Source organism: Symmachiella macrocystis (assembly GCF_007860075.1).
GTDB lineage: Bacteria > Planctomycetota > Planctomycetia > Planctomycetales > Planctomycetaceae > Symmachiella > Symmachiella macrocystis.
Window position 1 is genome coordinate 811094 of the sequence record NZ_SJPP01000003.1, and the last position, 15814, is coordinate 826907.

14 protein-coding genes are annotated in these 15814 nt (G+C 55.0%); 11 read left to right on the forward strand and 3 right to left on the reverse strand.

What is annotated here, in order from left to right; genetic code table 11:
* Positions 1-24: 24 nt before the first annotated feature.
* The 4 genes from CA54_RS26610 (at position 25) to CA54_RS26625 (ending at position 2852) form a co-directional block, all read left to right on the forward strand.
* Positions 25-414 carry a HesB/IscA family protein gene (locus CA54_RS26610; RefSeq protein ID WP_146374017.1) on the forward strand — a complete coding sequence of 130 codons (390 nt, stop codon included), beginning with the start codon at positions 25-27 and terminating at the stop codon, positions 412-414.
* On the forward strand, positions 411-1316 hold the full coding sequence (locus CA54_RS26615) for a dihydrodipicolinate synthase family protein (RefSeq protein WP_146374018.1): 906 nt from the start codon (positions 411-413) through the stop codon (positions 1314-1316). Before CA54_RS26610 ends, CA54_RS26615 begins: the two co-directional genes overlap by 4 nt.
* A gap of 17 nt (positions 1317-1333) precedes the next feature.
* Entirely contained in the window at positions 1334-1984 is a 651-nt protein-coding gene (locus CA54_RS26620; RefSeq protein WP_197532861.1) for a class I SAM-dependent methyltransferase, read from the forward strand.
* A 124-nt stretch (positions 1985-2108) separates the two neighbouring features.
* Positions 2109-2852, forward strand: coding sequence for a class I SAM-dependent methyltransferase (locus tag CA54_RS26625; RefSeq protein ID WP_146374020.1), 744 nt, complete (start codon positions 2109-2111; stop codon positions 2850-2852).
* Positions 2853-3006: 154 nt separating this feature from the next.
* Here CA54_RS26625 and CA54_RS26630 read toward each other — a convergent pair whose 3' ends face one another.
* Complete coding sequence (locus tag CA54_RS26630) at positions 3007-3498, reverse strand: hypothetical protein (RefSeq protein WP_146374021.1); 492 nt, start codon at positions 3496-3498, stop codon at positions 3007-3009.
* 152 nt (positions 3499-3650) lie between these two features.
* Between CA54_RS26630 and CA54_RS26635 the strand changes: the two genes are divergently transcribed.
* From CA54_RS26635 to CA54_RS26645, 3 genes are all read left to right on the forward strand, one after another.
* Positions 3651-4496: a sugar phosphate isomerase/epimerase family protein gene (locus CA54_RS26635; protein WP_146374022.1), complete on the forward strand. Its 846-nt coding sequence runs from the start codon at positions 3651-3653 to the stop codon at positions 4494-4496.
* 169 nt (positions 4497-4665) lie between these two features.
* Positions 4666-5562: a DUF1559 family PulG-like putative transporter gene (locus CA54_RS26640; RefSeq protein WP_146374023.1), complete on the forward strand. Its 897-nt coding sequence runs from the start codon at positions 4666-4668 to the stop codon at positions 5560-5562.
* Between the two features lie 236 nt (positions 5563-5798).
* Positions 5799-7616, forward strand: a complete 1818-nt coding sequence (locus tag CA54_RS26645; protein ID WP_197532862.1) for an ExeA family protein — start codon at positions 5799-5801, stop codon at positions 7614-7616.
* A 36-nt stretch (positions 7617-7652) separates the two neighbouring features.
* Here CA54_RS26645 and CA54_RS26650 read toward each other — a convergent pair whose 3' ends face one another.
* Entirely contained in the window at positions 7653-8618 is a 966-nt protein-coding gene (locus CA54_RS26650; RefSeq protein WP_146374025.1) for a hypothetical protein, read from the reverse strand.
* Positions 8619-9225: 607 nt separating this feature from the next.
* Between CA54_RS26650 and glgB the strand changes: the two genes are divergently transcribed.
* Positions 9226-11205: a 1,4-alpha-glucan branching protein GlgB gene (glgB, locus tag CA54_RS26655; protein ID WP_231963208.1), complete on the forward strand. Its 1980-nt coding sequence runs from the start codon at positions 9226-9228 to the stop codon at positions 11203-11205.
* A gap of 52 nt (positions 11206-11257) precedes the next feature.
* On the opposite strand, the gene tilS is transcribed toward glgB, so the two are convergent.
* Positions 11258-12289 (reverse strand): tRNA lysidine(34) synthetase TilS, encoded by a 1032-nt coding sequence (gene tilS, locus CA54_RS26660; protein WP_146374026.1) that lies wholly within the window; start codon positions 12287-12289, stop codon positions 11258-11260.
* 338 nt (positions 12290-12627) lie between these two features.
* Between tilS and CA54_RS26665 the strand changes: the two genes are divergently transcribed.
* The 3 genes from CA54_RS26665 to CA54_RS26675 all read left to right on the forward strand — a co-directional run bounded on the left by CA54_RS26665 (position 12628) and on the right by CA54_RS26675 (position 15767).
* The gene (locus tag CA54_RS26665) at positions 12628-12912 is read left to right on the forward strand and encodes a hypothetical protein (RefSeq protein ID WP_146374027.1); all 285 of its coding nucleotides are present in this window, start codon (positions 12628-12630) and stop codon (positions 12910-12912) included.
* 250 nt (positions 12913-13162) lie between these two features.
* Positions 13163-14743: a ribonuclease Y gene (gene rny, locus CA54_RS26670; RefSeq protein WP_146374028.1), complete on the forward strand. Its 1581-nt coding sequence runs from the start codon at positions 13163-13165 to the stop codon at positions 14741-14743.
* Positions 14744-14819: 76 nt separating this feature from the next.
* Entirely contained in the window at positions 14820-15767 is a 948-nt protein-coding gene (locus CA54_RS26675) for an SMP-30/gluconolactonase/LRE family protein (RefSeq protein WP_146374029.1), read from the forward strand.
* Positions 15768-15814 lie beyond the last annotated feature (47 nt).

Here is a 15814-nt window from a genome sequence, read left to right on the forward strand (position 1 = left end):
CAACTTGAGACTGTGGAAGGTAGTATGGGAATAATTTCAAAACTGCTATCGTTGTTTGGCAGCAATGCGCGACAGCAATCGAACATCGCTGACAATATTCAGCAAGGAGCGATTGTGGCGTTTACCGATATCGCCTTAGCAAAAGTGCGGGAATCTCAGAAAGCCGATGGTAGGCCATTTTTGCGGGTGATGATCAACCAAGGCGGCCCCGGCGTGTACATGTATGACATGGACTTCGACGATCAAGTGAACGTCGCAGAGGACATACTTGACCTTTCTCACGGAATTCAAGTCATCGTCGATCGCCGCAGCGCCATTTTTCTCGATGCGACGACCATTGACTGGCAACGTACTCCTCAGGGAGCTGAGGGATTTCACTTTGATAACCCAAACGCCGTGCAATCGGATGGATGACCGTGACCAAACCACAACCCCAGGGCGTACTGCCCGTGTTTCAAACGCCGTTTCACGAAGACGAATCACTCGATTTCGACACGCTCGCCCGCGAAATCGAGTGGCTATTTAATAATGGTGCCGACGGGATCGTGATGGCGATGGTCTCTGAAGTGTTGCGATTATCCGATGCGGAGCGGCGGGAGTTGGCTGCGCGCGTTTGCCGTTGTGCTGAGGGCCGCGGTACGGTCGTGATCAGCGTCGGGGCGGAGAGCAGTTTGCTGGCCCAGGAATCCGCGCGGCATGCCGAGAGTGTCGGCGCGACGGCGGTGATGGCGATTCCGCCGATTTCGGTGGCGCTGGATGACAGTGAATTGCGGCGGTATTACGAGCGAATTTTGAACGCGATTTCGATCCCCGTCATTGTGCAGGATGCGAGCGGATATGTCGGACGACCGATGTCGATTGATATGCAAGCCGGGCTGTTCGCCGAATACGGGGACCGCGTGATGTACAAACCCGAAGCCAACCCCATCGGTCCGCGGTTGACGGCGCTCAATGAAGCAACAGGCGGCAAGGCTAAGGTCTTTGAAGGGACCGGCGGGATTGCTCTCGTCGAAAGTTACGCACGCGGAATCGCAGGGACAATGCCGGGGGCGGATTTGATTCGAGTACTCACCGCATTGTGGCGCGCCTTAAACGCCGACGACTTCAAAACCATCAACCGCTTGCATCCGCCGCTCTGTTCAATGATTTCCCTACAGACCAGCCTCGATGCATTTTTAGCGATCGAAAAATACCTGTTGGTCAAACAGGGGGTTTTTAAAAACACGGTCACCCGTGGCCCGGTTGGTTATCGGTTGGATGCGGCAACGCGCGTGGAAGTCGATCGGTTGTATGAGTTGTTGATGGCTGGTTTATGAGGTTGGAGACGTGTGCAATGATTGCTGATTTGCCCGAAATCGCCGGGGGTTGGCGGGTTGAGCGAATCCATGTCGGACAGCATGATTTTAAAATCTGCCGCCCCACCGACCCCGATGCGCTATTGGATGGGGCGACCGATGAGAACATTCCCTACTGGGCGTATTTGTGGCCAACGTCATACGATTTGGCTGCTTGGATCTTAAGTACTGACTGGCAACCGCCCGGTGAGGTGCTGGAGCTCGGTTGCGGTATCGGCCTGGTTGGACTCGCCGGATTAGCGGCAGGTTGGCAGGTCACGCTCAGCGACTACGAACCATTCGCCGTGCAAGTCGCACTAGCCAACGCGCGGCTGAATGGTTTTACCAACGCGCCGGGCAGCGTACTCGATTGGCGCGAAGAACCACCGCAACAATATGCGGCCATTGTCGGTTGCGATGTGACGTATGAGCGCACCGACCATGAACCGCTGCTCAATTTCCTCGACACCGCATTACTCCCCGACGGCACCGCCTGGCTCGCCGACTGCAACCGCGCCGCGACGGAGGAGTTCCTGACCACCGCGAGGGAGCGTGGGTATGACATTCGCCGCAACGAATTACCGGCCGTCGATTTCTCCAACCGGCCGAAATCCACATCCGTCCTGCGGCGGCTGACGCGCCGCGGGTAACCGGTCCTTTGTCCGAACGTCGCATTGTGAAAGTCGGGAATTTTTTATATTTGTGAGACTTTTGCCGGTTACCTGCCCAAAACGTATCTGTGTAGATGGAGCGTGCCTTCTGGGCTTTGAATTCATGCCACAACAATCCAATACAAATTCGCTGTTGTACCGTGATGACCTCGCCGAAATCCATGTTGATGGCTACGGGTTTCATTGGACGGGCGCGGCAGATTCTATTCTTGAGTGGTTCTCTCAATATGGCATTTGCAGCGGAAAAGTGGTTGACTTGGGCTGCGGTGGAGGCCAATGGCTCGCCCATTTGGATGAACATGGTTACGAAACCTATGGAATCGACGTGTCCGAAAGCATGATTCGGATTGCTAGCAGGAATGCTCCCAACTCTGAATTGCAGTGTGGTTCATTCGCTGATGTTGCGATTCCAAAATGCGATGCGGTGACATCGTTAGGCGAACCATTAAACTATTTGAACAGTCGGCGTGCGATGCAACGCACGCTACGAAAGGTATTCGCCGCACTCAGGCCCGGCGGGGTTTTTATATTCGACGTACGGCACCCCGCAAAGGGGGCAGTTGCACCGCAGTCCCCTCATCGAATCTCGGAGGATTGGTGTTGCCTAGCCCACATCGAAGAAGACTTTCGGAAAAATCTACTAACGCGACATATCACGACCTTCCGGCGTCAAAAGGATGGCAAGTACCATCGCGACACCGAAGTACATCGCCTGAAAGTGTTCTCTCGCTCGGATGTGTCCGCGTGGCTGCGGGCAACCGGATTTCGGGTACGAACGAAAACTGCCTACGGCACCTATCAATTAAGCAAACGGCAATCAATCTTCATCTGCCGAAAGCCTGAATAGAGTGTAGTTGGGCAGACTCCCACCTGCGGCATTCACAGGTTTGGCCGAAGGCCAACGGGCTGGTTGGGAAAGGATCCCACTTATCCCTATCCCGTCGCTGCGGAGGATAGCCTTCAGGCGGGAGCCCCACGTACTTACTTTCCGAAACGTCACCCTACCAAGAATACCCCCGTTCCATCCTCCATTCACCATCAACGATCTTCAAACCGAAAAATACATATGTCTGGTTCGCTTCTTCTTCGAAATCGACGCGTACCGTCCAAAAACCACTCTTGCCTTTGCGTGCCATCGATATTTTGCATTTTGGGGGATCGATTCTCTTGTATCCAGCACAAAATTCTTCAAACGTCCTTGGCTCTCCGATTCTCTTGGACGGCCCGTAAAATAACTTCCGTGCGGCGTCATAATTGTCCGCTTCGACAAGTTCCAAGAACTTCCTTACCGAATCATCCGACAGGTTGCCCTTTTGATCCTCTGGCAGCGGAAAAAAAGGGAAGTATTCATAAACGCCCCAGCTGACTATGGCAGACAGCGCCACCAGACCAAACACGGCCAAAGACGCCGGCAGGAGATACCTAGAAACGTCCCGCCGGGGCGTCTGGTTTGATTCCGCTGCAGAGGTATTTCCATGGTTCTGTGCTGTCATCGTATTTCCTCGACGGTTTAGTTGTGGGTAACCCCAAACGATTCTTGCAGGGGCAAGCTGCATACGTTCGCCAAACTGGAACCCCTCCGCCCAAAACAGTACGATACCCCTCACTACGTTTGAAACTGTAAACGACAGAGGAGATGACTGCGATGGAGAAATGGCCAATTGGTGTGTTCGCTTCGGTCGATGCCGGGCTGGGGGTGCATCTGGATGTTGCGCAAGAACTCGGTGTGCCGACCGTACAGGTGCATGCGCCGCATCAGGCGACGCGGACGGAAAAGACCGCACAGGAGTTCCTTGCCAAATGCAACGATGCGGGGATCACGATTACGGCTGTGTTTGGCGGATTTGATGGCGAAAGTTATGCCGACATCCCCACGACCGTTCGCACTGTCGGTTTGGTGCCCGAAGATACGCGGGCGGCGCGCGTGCAGGAGATGAAAGAGATCTCCGACTTCGCCAAGTTGTTGGGGTGCGACACGGTGGCTTTGCATATCGGCTTTGTGCCGGATGCTGCTTCGGAGAGTTATCAAGACTTGCTGACCGTCACCCGCGACTTGCTGGATCATGTTGCTAACAACGGCCAACAGTTGAATCTTGAAACGGGACAAGAGTCGGCCGAGCATTTGCTGGCCTTCATCTCCGATGTGCAGCGGGACAACCTGTTTATCAATTTCGATCCGGCCAACATGATCCTGTATGGCAGCGGCGAACCGATTGATGCGCTGAAAAAAGTCGGCCATCTGGTGCGGAGCGTACATTGCAAGGATGGGACTTGGGCGGCCGATGGCCAGCGCGGCAAGGAATGGGGGGCCGAAGTGCCGCTCGGCGCGGGGGACGTTGGTATGGAAACCTATCTGCGGACGCTGCTGGAAATCGGCTACGACGGGCCGTTGACCATCGAACGGGAAATCGCCCACGACCCCAAACAGCAAAAAATCGACATCGGAGCGGCAGTCTCACTGCTGCAGGAACTGCGTGCCAAGATTCTCTGAGCGATTGGCTGCGGTAAGAATTGGCGTGTGGAGTGGCAAGAATTTCGAGTCACTCAAACAAATTTCGGTCGGCGGAGTATCCTTACCCACGAGGAGTACTCCGCCGTTCGTCATTTGAGGTAGCGGCCACCCCGTTCCCCCTGCGTCTCGTCTATCAGGTAACATCGCGATGAAGACCTGCCCGAATTGCACCGCTGCGGTTCCCGAATTGGCCAGTTTTTGCGCAAGTTGCGGTTCTGAATTCCACGGAGCGGATGCGGTGCCGCTCGAACCCGCACCCCCGCCTCCCGTGGTCCCGCAGAGCCCTTGGAAGTGGGTCGTGGGGATTGGCCTACTTTTTGTGTTGCTGGTCGGCTGTTTCGTAGCGATACAAACAATTCTGATCTATCGGCAAGCGGCAAATTCCAGAACGGTTGCTGCCGTACCAACCCAAACTACCTGGAACGAAAGAAATCTCAAGCAGATTGGCTTGGCACTGCACAATTATCACGACGTTTACAACGTGATGCCTGCCGGTGGAATTTTTGACGAACAGGGAACGGAGTTCCATAGTTGGCAAACTGCGCTGCTACCGTTTCTCGGGTACAGCGCAAAGTACGAGAACGTTCACTTCGATTTGCCATGGAACGACGTGGAAAACCAGTGGGCGTTTGATGAAGTCATCCGAGAATATGTCAATCCATCCATCCCGATGACTCACACCGGCAACGGCTATGCGCTCAGCCATTTGGCCGGGAATTCGCAGGTCTTTCCGGACAATCAAGGGCTGGCGTTCAAAGAAATCGTGGATGGAACCTCGAATACAGTGATCGCCGGTGAGGTGGTGGACGGTTTCGCACCGTGGGGATATCCTCGAAATGTCCGCAATCCCGCGGATGGGCTGCAGGGGGACAGCCTTACGTTTGGTAGCCTGGGCAAAAGTGATGGAGTCATGTTCCTCAAAGCGGATGGCTCGACAGTGTTTTTGAACCAGGATATCGATCCCAGTGTGCTCAAGGCGCTTAGCACGCCTGCAGGCGGGGAAGAAACTCCTGAAATGCCCAGGATGCGCAATTCGCCACCGTAAACGGTGTTGCCCACCGGCTATTTGCAGAAAACCTCTCTCACATTTTGAGACGAGGACCTTGGCTTAAAGTAGCCCCCCGTCACGGTTCGATGAGATTGATATCAGATGCTCACAATCTGGATCGATCGACGCACGTCATAGGTCGACTGCCGGTTTTCCTACGAATCGGTCCACTGAGATTGTCGGGGTCTGCATTTATGTCCATTACCCCCCGCTGCGTCTCAAGGACCGAGGCCATGTACGAATCACATTTTCAATTCCAACGACGTCCGTTTTCGGCAACTCCCGATTCCGACTGTCTGTTTATCACGGACAACATCCGCGAGACCATTGCGGAGTTTGTGATCAGTATGCAACGGGGACAGGGGATTGGCGTTTTGACCGGAGCCGCCGGGATGGGCAAGACCTTGCTCTGTGGTCGGCTCGCCGAGGAATTGTCCGAGCAATTTCAAGTGGCGCTGCTCAAGAATGCGAACTTCGCCACCCGCCGGTCCTTGCTGCAAAGCGTGCTCTTTGAATTGGGCCAGTCCTACACCGGCATGGCCGAGCAGGAATTGCGGCTGGAATTGGAAAAATATTGCGAGTCCGCATTAGCTGATAGCGATGGCGTCGCTTTGATCATCGACGAAGCGCACTTGATGTCGCAACGTCTGCTAGAAGAAGTCCGTTGTATCACCAACTTAACGACCGGTGGAATTCCGCTGGTTCGCGTGGTACTGAGCGGACAACCGGCGCTTGAAGAGACCTTGGCGAAACCGGGCATGGCGGCGCTCAACCAACGCATTGCTTCGCAACATCATTTGGAATCGTTGTCCCGTTTCGAATCGCGGCAATACATCGAGTACCGCACGAACTGGGGCGGCGCGAATCCGCAGCAGATCTTTACCGACGACGCAATGGCCGCCATCGCCCATGCGGCCGACGGCGTGCCCCGCGCATTGAATCAACTTTGCGACCATACGCTGTTATTGGCGTTTGTCTCGAACCAGCCCTGTGCCGATGCGGCGCTGGTCGATGAGGCCTTGGAAGACCTGCGGCAATTACCGCTGCATTGGAACGAACGAACACGTGTCGCTGGACCGTTGGATGCCTTGAAACAGAAGTCCACCGATTTGGACGAATTCACTGACGCGGATGAAGACGTCGAACCGTTTGACTTCGAAGCGTTTTCCAACGACGGAATGGAGAGCATCGAAATCGGCGGCATGGACGAAAGCCCGGCCGAAAACGAAGTCCCGCACGAAGAAGTCAGCCTGCCGGTGGAAGAAGAGGAACAAATTGCCTATGCGATAGCCAATGACGACGAAGAGATCGCCATTGAAGCGGTGATTGTGGAAGCGGATGACGTTATCGAGATGGACGCACTGGAAGTGGAGATCGAAAACGAGGAGGAGGTTCCTATGGAGACTGTTGCCATTTCATCGCATGAATCGTCTAAAAATTCTGCCGCCATTGCGGGGGTTGTGCCGTTGGTGGACGATCACCAAAGCGGAGCGGTGATGTTCGAAGAGGAACTGGTTGTCGATCGATACGCAGCACTCGATGCCGAGCGCCGTGAACGGCCACCTTTGACAGCAGTGAGTCACTCCGAAGAGCCACAACCGGAAATCCCCATGGAAACCCCGGTTGTTGAGGAATTGGCAGTTGTCGAAGAATTAGCGACTGCCGAGCCAGTAGCCGCAGACATGCAAGATGCGTCCACCGATTCTTGTGAGCTTGAGGATGAAAACGAGACGGAGCAGCAAGCCGAAGGACCGTCGGTCGATGCACTCAACGCAGCCATTTTGAACAAAAGTCTGAAATCGCACCGAAACGTCATCAATCAAATCAATGAGCTGGACTTTGGTGAAGTCGCCGCCTCAGAGGAACCAGATTTTGACGTTGTGGAATTGGAACCGGCAAAGCCATCGCAAACATTGCGTCATGACCGGCAACCAACTGCGAATGATAAATCAGCGGCGAATGAAACCGAAGAGGGCGCCGTACCGCGTCCGAACCTGCGGCGGCTGTTTACTAAACTTCGCCGTGTGCAACACGAACGCTCGGGACGGTAGTGGCACGCCCGACATCCTCGGGCGGATTTCAAGACCTCAATTGGCGAAGCGACTGATGGAGTGAAATTCATTGCGTAGCCAGATGCGGAAGTCCGCATCGATCTCGTCCATCGAATCAACGCCCAGCACCTTTTGTAACGTTGCCTGCCCATGGGGGTCGTCGCCGACCGCCGTGCGAAATTCGCGGTAATACTCTTTCAACAAGCCACGCTGTTGAAGGTACAGGCATAGGTAGCGGACGTGGGCGTACTGCAACCCCTCGCCCTCTTGGCGAAATGTCCGCGCACGGATCAATTTCTCAATCGGTTTGAGCTGTCCCGACAGCAAGGCTTGTTTGAGCGAATTGAGTCGCCAATTGTGATGACCCAACAACGTTCTGCCATCCTCACTGAATTCTCCTTGCTCGTGCAGCGATGCTAAGCCTTCGTCGAACCATTCCGGACCGGTGGGAAAATCAAAACCAAACAGAGCATGCGTTAATTCGTGCGCCAATGTGCCGTTGCCGCTCGAGAGATCCAACATGATCCGCCGTTGATCTCTGCGAAAATAACCGTGGTAGTGCGTGGCATCATAATCATCCAACTCGCGGGCAGCCAGGCGATAGTTCCGGACTGTGGTCAACATGACGATGGTGATCGGCTGATTGGGACTCGTTTCAAAATAGCTGCTTTGCAAGGCATGGACGATCGGCGTAATTGTAGTCTCATAATGCCTCCGCAAATCAGCCTCAGGCATATCCCCGGCGATCACATAGGGAGATTCGACCGCAACACGGTACTGCTCGCCTAAGCGGAGAATGAGCGCCGCGGCAGTCTTGTTGCAGGCCTCCACTAACGCGGGATGATCGCCCTGCCCCAAATCGAATTGTGGCGGTGTTAGATCAATAGCCGTGGCGGCCATAACTTCCCGCGCATTGTGGGGGAATTCAAATGTGACCCAGTAACTCCCGGCGATTAATATCACCGGGCCAATGACCAGGACCAAGAAACGATTAGTGCTCACGATGAGTCTCTCAACTGTTGCAGATTCGAAACGGAGTGCGGCAGACCTGTTTCGCAAAGTGTACGTCAGAATTGAAGAGAATTCAGAGTATCACTTGAGGGATATCCAGGAATTCCTCACAATTGCAGGTGCCGTCTGCGGAAAACGCGTTGCAAACGGGCAACGTCACGTGTTTGCCATAATCGCTGGATTGCTCAAGGTGACTCGTTGCGAGGCAACAATTCCGAGGAATGCGAACAGCACTTTGGACTTGACACAAAAGTGCCTGAGTAGACAGTACGGCAATTTAGGTAATCGCAAGAGGAGGGACCTAAGTACATGACCAAGTATCTGTTACGGCGTTTTTCATCAAGAACGAGCCGTCTGACAGGAAATCACGATCAGCCCTCAAGTGCAGGCCCTTTGGCGGACGAAATCCACTTAGGAGTCTTGTTTTAATCCTCATAACCGACATGATGGTCGCATTCGGGTCGCTTTGCCGATTCTGAGTCGTTGAGGTCACTGCGTGGGTTTGGAAATCGCAGGACGTGCGCAACTTCGCGTTGGTTACCGAATCAATGGGTCTAGTTTTTCTGGGCCTTGCCTATTTTTTGAAGTGCAGAAAATCATGGACGATCTTTCACCGAAACCGATGTCACAACGCCCCTCCGTCCCTTGGCGGAATTCCAACAATCGCGTTCGCAGTTGCGGTCCGTTATTTACTGAAACCGATATTCAAAATATGCGCAATGGCATGCACGCTTCTATCTATCAATTCCAGGGTGCCCATCTCGACGAAGTCGACGGGATTACCGGGACCCGATTCGCCGTCTGGGCGCCGAACGCCCTCGAAGTCTCCGTTCTCACCGACGCCAACCATTGGTCGCACGGTCGCAATGCGTTGCGTCCTTCGGACGAAGGGATTTGGAACGGCTTTGTCCCCGACTTGGCGCATGGCGACGCCTATAAATTTGGAATCAAAGAACAATCCGGCGTCGTCACCGAACGTAGCGACCCGTTTGCGTTTTTCCAGGAGTTGCGGCCCAAAACCGCGTCGATCGTCTATGACATGAGCGACTTTGTCTGGCAGGACCAGGCGTGGATGTCGCGACGGGAAATGACCGACTGGATGGCGCAACCCATTTCCATGTATGAGGTCCATTTGGGATCGTGGAAAAAGCCCACCGATGGTCGGGAGTTTTTTAACTACCGCGAATTGGCGCACATGCTGGTCGATTATTGCCGTGAAATGGGATTTACCCATTTGCAGCTTATGCCAGTCAGCGAACATCCGTTCGACGGCTCTTGGGGTTATCAGGCAACTGGTTATTTCGCACCAACCAGTCGATTCGGCACGCCGCACGACTTCGCCTATTTTGTGGACTACTGCCATCAGGCGAACATCAGTGTGTTGATCGATTGGGTCCCTGCGCACTTCCCGATCGATGGCCACGCGCTGGCGCGCTTTGACGGCACGGCGTTGTATGAACATGCTGACCCCCGCCAGGGGTTCCATCCCGATTGGGGCACGGCGGTCTTCAATTATGGCCGCAACGAGGTGCGCAACTTCTTGCTCTCCAGCGCGCGGTTTTGGCTGGAAAAATATCACGTCGACGGCATCCGGGTCGACGCTGTTGCCTCGATGTTGTACTTGGATTATTCACGCAACGCCGGCGAATGGGTCCCCAACGAATTTGGTGGTCGCGAAAACCTAGAAGCGGTGCGGTTCCTCAAAGATTTCAACGTGATGGCCCACGGCGATTTCCCGGGAATCTTGACTGTGGCCGAAGAATCGACGGCTTGGGGCGGCGTTTCGCATCCTGTCTACAACGGCGGACTCGGCTTCAGTATGAAGTGGGATATGGGTTGGATGAACGACTCGTTGCGCTACATGCAACTCGATCCGATTCATCGTGCACACCATCAAAACGACCTTTCCTTCCGCATGGTGTACGCCTTTACGGAGAACTTCGTGCTGCCGTTATCGCACGACGAAGTCGTCCACGGAAAACGTTCGCTGCTCTCGCAAATGCCGGGCGACCATTGGCAACAGTTCGCCAACCTGCGGATGCTCTACGGTTACCAATACACCATGTCCGGCAAAAAGTTGCTCTTCATGGGCGGGGAATTGGGGCAATGGCACGAATGGGACCATGACGGCGAAATCGACTGGAACCTGCAAGGCCACAAATACCACGATGGCCTACGGCGCTATATCGGTGACTTGAACGAACTGTATCGCAGCCAAGGCGCGTTACACGAACTCGACTTCTCCGGAGAAGGGTTTGACTGGATTCAGTGTGATGACTCCGCGAATAGTGTCTTCGCCTTTTTGCGCAAAGGCCAGGACAAGGATGATTTCCTGGTCGTCATCAGCAACTTCACCCCCGTACCGCGGCAGAAATACCGCATCGGTATTCCTCGCCCCGGGTTTTATTCTGAAGTGCTCAACAGCGATGCCGGAATCTACGGGGGAACGAACGTCGGCAACCTCGGCGGCGTCTATAGCGAACCGGTCCCCAGCCACGGTCACAAACAGAGCATCGAAGTGCATTTGCCGCCGCTGGGCATCGTGGCGATGAAACCGATGTCAATGCCCAACGCCTAACCCGCAGACTCCTCTCCACCCCTCCGGTTCCGCCGGGGGGTTGGGGGAGGGATCACGTGAAGTGGGACTGTCGCCTCAAGACGACCAATTCCCCGCGACGCTCGGCAACAATTCCGCCCGGTAAGTTCGCCGTTCCTCCGTTTTGCAACAGTGTTGCCAAGCGGTCGTAGTGCGAAAAATTCATCCGCTGCCGCGGCCAATGCTGTTGTTTCCACAACATCGCAAAGCATTCGCGAATAACGTGCCGCGTTTGTTCGTTGAGCGGTTGCCACCGCAACCGAACGATGTCCGCATTGACGTCGAGCAAGGCGCCGCGCAATTGTTGATGCACGATCTGTTCCAGAGCATCTTGCAGGTCGCCGGCCTGCTGGCTCAATTTGCTCAATGCATCCCGGATATTGGGATTGAACGACGTTTCCAAAAGCGGCAGTAACTCGTGTCGAATTCGATTGCGCGTGAATGCCACATCGACGTTCGACGGGTCGTCACGGTAGTCCTGGCCTACGGTCCGTAAATAATCAACCGCCTGCGCACGAGTGACCGTGAGCATCGGGCGCAACAATGCGATCTCCGGTTGACCGTCCGACAATGGAACGAGCGCGCGCCGCTCCGGCATCCCCCGCAAACCGGCAACGCCGGTGCCTCGCAACAGATGATGCAGAATCGTCTCGACCTGATCATCGCGTGTGTGAGCAACAAGAACTTGCGTAAATTGGTTGTCGAGTGCCGTCTGCTTGAAGAAGGCATAGCGGGCATTGCGGGCGGATTCCTCGATCCCCTGCCCCGATTCAGCAGCGAGTTGGCCGACATCCGACGCCCCCAAGTGAAAGGGGATGTCAAGCCGTTCACATGTCTGTTGCAACCAACGGGCGACGTCGTCGGAGACGGCTGGTTGCAAGTTATGGTTGAAATGGGCCACCGCCAAGCGGCCGGAGTGGGCTTGGTTCAGGTCCAACATGCCCCGTAACAGCGCCATGCTGTCCGCTCCACCGGAGACCGCCAACAATGCGTCACCGGCGTCCCAAACCGTCTTCACCGCTTGACTGAGCGAACCGAGGAAGGGGTGTTGGTGGGGGTCTGACATGTTTGAATCGTGTGAAAGTGCGGAGTCCGCCGGGATGATCTTGGAATCACCGACAATACCAACCCAATTGTCGTTTCTCGGTTGAATATCGGTTTTGCTTTGGTAGTATGGACTTACGATTATTCATCGTCCAGAGGTCGGGCGTAAAAAATTGATGCCCAGCGTCTCCGGGGGATGGACAACTTCGTTGTCTTCGATGAATCTTTCACAATTCGACACCCTGAGGGTGGCGACGTTGGTGAGAAACGGGGAATCACAACGGCAGCCGTTTAACGGTTTTATCTCAGTCTGAATGTGTTAAGCGTGGTATCCAGTAACCTACTGCGGACTGCAGGGCGATGCTTCATAAAATTCTACTGGCGTTGATTTCGATCATCCGGCTTTGGGGCCGGATTGGGACGACACCCGCGCGGGCGGCTTACGCCGCATTGCGCGAGGACGTGACGCTGCGGAATTTTTGGTTGAATCTCGCTACCGAGAATCCGTGGTTACGTTCCATCTTGTCCAGCCGCAGGATGCGGGCTTATGTTCCGGTGTTGTCGCGGATTCCGCGCGAACATTACGGATGGCATCCGCCGCTCCCGGCAAGAGAGATCACGTTTTTGCATCCCAGATTGAAGTAACGACCGGCCTGCGGTTCGCTGCTGCGTTCGACCAATTCTTCATCAAACGGAACTCGATCTTTTCATGGCGATTTTGGCCATTGAAAATCGCGTGTCCGTCGCTTCGCTCCCCTGTAATTTGTCATATGACCGTGGCATCGGTGCGTATCGATACCCGGTCGACAACTCAGTTTAACACGGGACGCCCCGCCACTTGCTTTGGCGAGCGCCGGGATTTTCGTGATTACAAAAATAATGAAGGAATCGGTCTATGGGGAACGCAATTACTGCGGTGTTGGCGGTATCCGAAACGGTCACCGCCATCTCCGCCGCCCTGGCTTTGATTGTTGGTCTGGGAATCGGACTGGTCATTGAACGGATCAGCCGTGGAGCTGCCTACCAACGTCGCGATGAGATCATCGAACAAGCGCGGCAGGAAGCGGAGAACGTCAAGAAGTCGCAGGAGCTGGAAGCCAAGGAAGAGCTGATTGGCCGCCGCGAAGCTGTGGAGAAAGAACTGAACTCGGCGCGCGAAGAACAACGCGAACAAGAACGCCGACTCGACCGCCGCGAAACCACGCTCGGCGAACTGCAGCAAGACATCAACAAAAAGGAACGCATGATCGAGGGAGTCCAGACCAAACTCGCCGATCGCCAAAAGCAAATGGACGCGCGTGAGGCGGAGTTGGAACAAGTCCTCCGTGAGGAACGGGACCAACTGTTCCAAATCAGCGGACTGTCTCCCGAAGCGGCCCAAGACAAGCTGCTGACGCAACTGCGTGTGGAACTCAAAAACGAAACCGGCGCGGTGATCCTGAAACACAACCAGGAACTCAAGGAAACGTGCGACAAATTAGCCCGCGAAGCGGTCGGCATGGCAGTCCAACGTTGCGCCGCCAGTCACGCCTCGGAAACAACAGTCTCGACGGTCGATATCCCCAACGACGATATGAAGGGCCGCATTATCGGCCGTGAAGGACGCAATATTCGCGCCTTCGAAAAAATCACGGGTGTGGATGTCATTGTCGACGACACCCCCGGCGTGGTGATCGTCTCCGCATTCGATACCGTGCGGCGGGAAATCGCCCGTTTATCGCTGACTAAGCTCATTCAAGACGGTCGGATTCATCCTTCGCGGATTGAGGAAATCGTCAACGAAACCGAAAAGGAAATGGATGAACACATCCGCACCTTGGGGAATGAGGCCATTCAAGAAGCGGGGATCGTCGACGTCCATGAAAAACTCATCATGCTGATGGGCCGTTTGAACTTCCGCGTCAGCTACAGCCAAAACGTCCGTCGACACTCGATCGAAGTCGCCTATCTGACCGGGCTGTTGGCGGAATCCTTGGGCCTGGACGGAACCTTGGCTCGCCGTTGTGGATTCTTTCACGACATTGGCAAGGCGGCCGACCACGAAATGGAGGGGGGACACCCCGCCGTGGGAGCCGAGTTGCTCAAACGTTACGGAGAAGGGCCCGAGGTGGTGCATGCGGCATTTGGACATCACGACGACATTCGCGTGGATCATATCTACACAGTGCTTGTCGCTTCGGCCGATGCGATTTCCGCAGCCCGTCCCGGGGCACGCCGCGAGACCTTAGAAAAATATGTGCGACGGTTGGAAGAACTGGAAGCCTTGGCTTGCGGTTTTCCCGGCGTTGATCACGCCTATGCGGTCCAAGCAGGTCGCGAAGTCCGCTGTGTCGTCGACGCCAAGCAGGTCAATGACCGCGAAGCCGCCAAGATGTGTCGCGACATCGCCAAAGGCATTGAACAAGCACTCACGTATCCCGGTGAAATCAAAGTCACCGTGCTACGGGAAACGCGGACAATTCAATACGCGAAGTAGTTGGCATATGCCGTGAAAAAGTGATTCCCACAGATAGCCATCACGAACTAGAACTAGTTTCCAGGAGATACGGCTGATGCGTTCCCTATTCCCTTTGACCATCGTCGGTTTGCTGTGCGGCGGATTTTCCGGAGTCGCGACTGCTGAGGAAAATCATCCCTTGCCGCCTACTGTCGCTGACGGCGACGAACTGGTGGAAGAATACGGCGACGATCGTTTTTTCGAAGGCCCGACTTGGGACCCTCAGACGCAGCGGTTGTACTTCACCGCTTTTCGCGACAATGACACGCAAATCCTACGTCTGGACGGTCCCGGCAAGGTGCATGTCTGGCTGGATGACACCAAGGGAGTCAACGGGACTTGCTTAGCTCGCGATGGCCGATTGCTGGGTGCACAGGCTTATGGCAACAAGCTGATGAGTTACCAAATCGCCCGTGAAGCTCCCAGCGACACAAAGATCCTTGTGGATGATCCGACGCTCAATCAACCGAACGACGTCGCCGCTTCGCCAAAAAAAGGGGGCGGGATCTATTACACCGACCCCGATTTCAAAAACCGCCTCACCAGCGCGGTCTATCACCTTTCGACGACTGGCAAGGTGACGCAGGTTTTGAATGATATGCAGGTTCCCAATGGCTGTTTGGTCTCCAACGACGGGAAAACGTTGTATGTTGGCGACAGTTACCTGAAACATTGGCGGGCTTACCCAATTCAAGCGGACGGTTCGGTCGGTCCGGGAAGCGTATTTTTTGATCCCGATACCGAGCGCAACGACTCTCCAGACGGCATGACGATCGACGAGCAGGGGAACTTGTACCTCAGCGGCCGCGGCGGCGTTTGGGTCTGCGATAAGTGGGGCAAATCGCTCGGTTTGATCCCGGTTCCCGAATTCTGCTCCAACGTCGCCTTTGGTGGTGAAGATGGCAAAACGCTGTATCTGACCTGCTCGAAGAAACTATACAGCCTCAAGATGAACACCCGCGGACCTAAGTCCGCCGGCAAAGGCAAATCCAAAAAACACTAACCCAAACCGACCGCTCGCGGTCACCAGCAGCGTCTGATTTGGAGAAC

What these genes read in the sequence shown, in the direction of transcription:
- CA54_RS26610 (WP_146374017.1), top strand. Translation starts at nt 25, where the DNA reads ATGGGAATAATTTCAAAACTGCTATCGTTGTTTGGCAGCAATGCGCGA.
- CA54_RS26615 (WP_146374018.1), top strand. Translation starts at nt 411, where the DNA reads ATGACCGTGACCAAACCACAACCCCAGGGCGTACTGCCCGTGTTTCAA.
- CA54_RS26620 (WP_197532861.1), top strand. Translation starts at nt 1,334, where the DNA reads ATGATTGCTGATTTGCCCGAAATCGCCGGGGGTTGGCGGGTTGAGCGA.
- CA54_RS26625 (WP_146374020.1), top strand. Translation starts at nt 2,109, where the DNA reads ATGCCACAACAATCCAATACAAATTCGCTGTTGTACCGTGATGACCTC.
- CA54_RS26630 (WP_146374021.1), bottom strand. Translation starts at nt 3,498, where the DNA reads ATGACAGCACAGAACCATGGAAATACCTCTGCAGCGGAATCAAACCAG.
- CA54_RS26635 (WP_146374022.1), top strand. Translation starts at nt 3,651, where the DNA reads ATGGAGAAATGGCCAATTGGTGTGTTCGCTTCGGTCGATGCCGGGCTG.
- CA54_RS26640 (WP_146374023.1), top strand. Translation starts at nt 4,666, where the DNA reads ATGAAGACCTGCCCGAATTGCACCGCTGCGGTTCCCGAATTGGCCAGT.
- CA54_RS26645 (WP_197532862.1), top strand. Translation starts at nt 5,799, where the DNA reads ATGTACGAATCACATTTTCAATTCCAACGACGTCCGTTTTCGGCAACT.
- glgB (WP_231963208.1), top strand. Translation starts at nt 9,226, where the DNA reads ATGGACGATCTTTCACCGAAACCGATGTCACAACGCCCCTCCGTCCCT.
- tilS (WP_146374026.1), bottom strand. Translation starts at nt 12,289, where the DNA reads ATGTCAGACCCCCACCAACACCCCTTCCTCGGTTCGCTCAGTCAAGCG.
- CA54_RS26665 (WP_146374027.1), top strand. Translation starts at nt 12,628, where the DNA reads ATGCTTCATAAAATTCTACTGGCGTTGATTTCGATCATCCGGCTTTGG.
- rny (WP_146374028.1), top strand. Translation starts at nt 13,163, where the DNA reads ATGGGGAACGCAATTACTGCGGTGTTGGCGGTATCCGAAACGGTCACC.
- CA54_RS26675 (WP_146374029.1), top strand. Translation starts at nt 14,820, where the DNA reads ATGCGTTCCCTATTCCCTTTGACCATCGTCGGTTTGCTGTGCGGCGGA.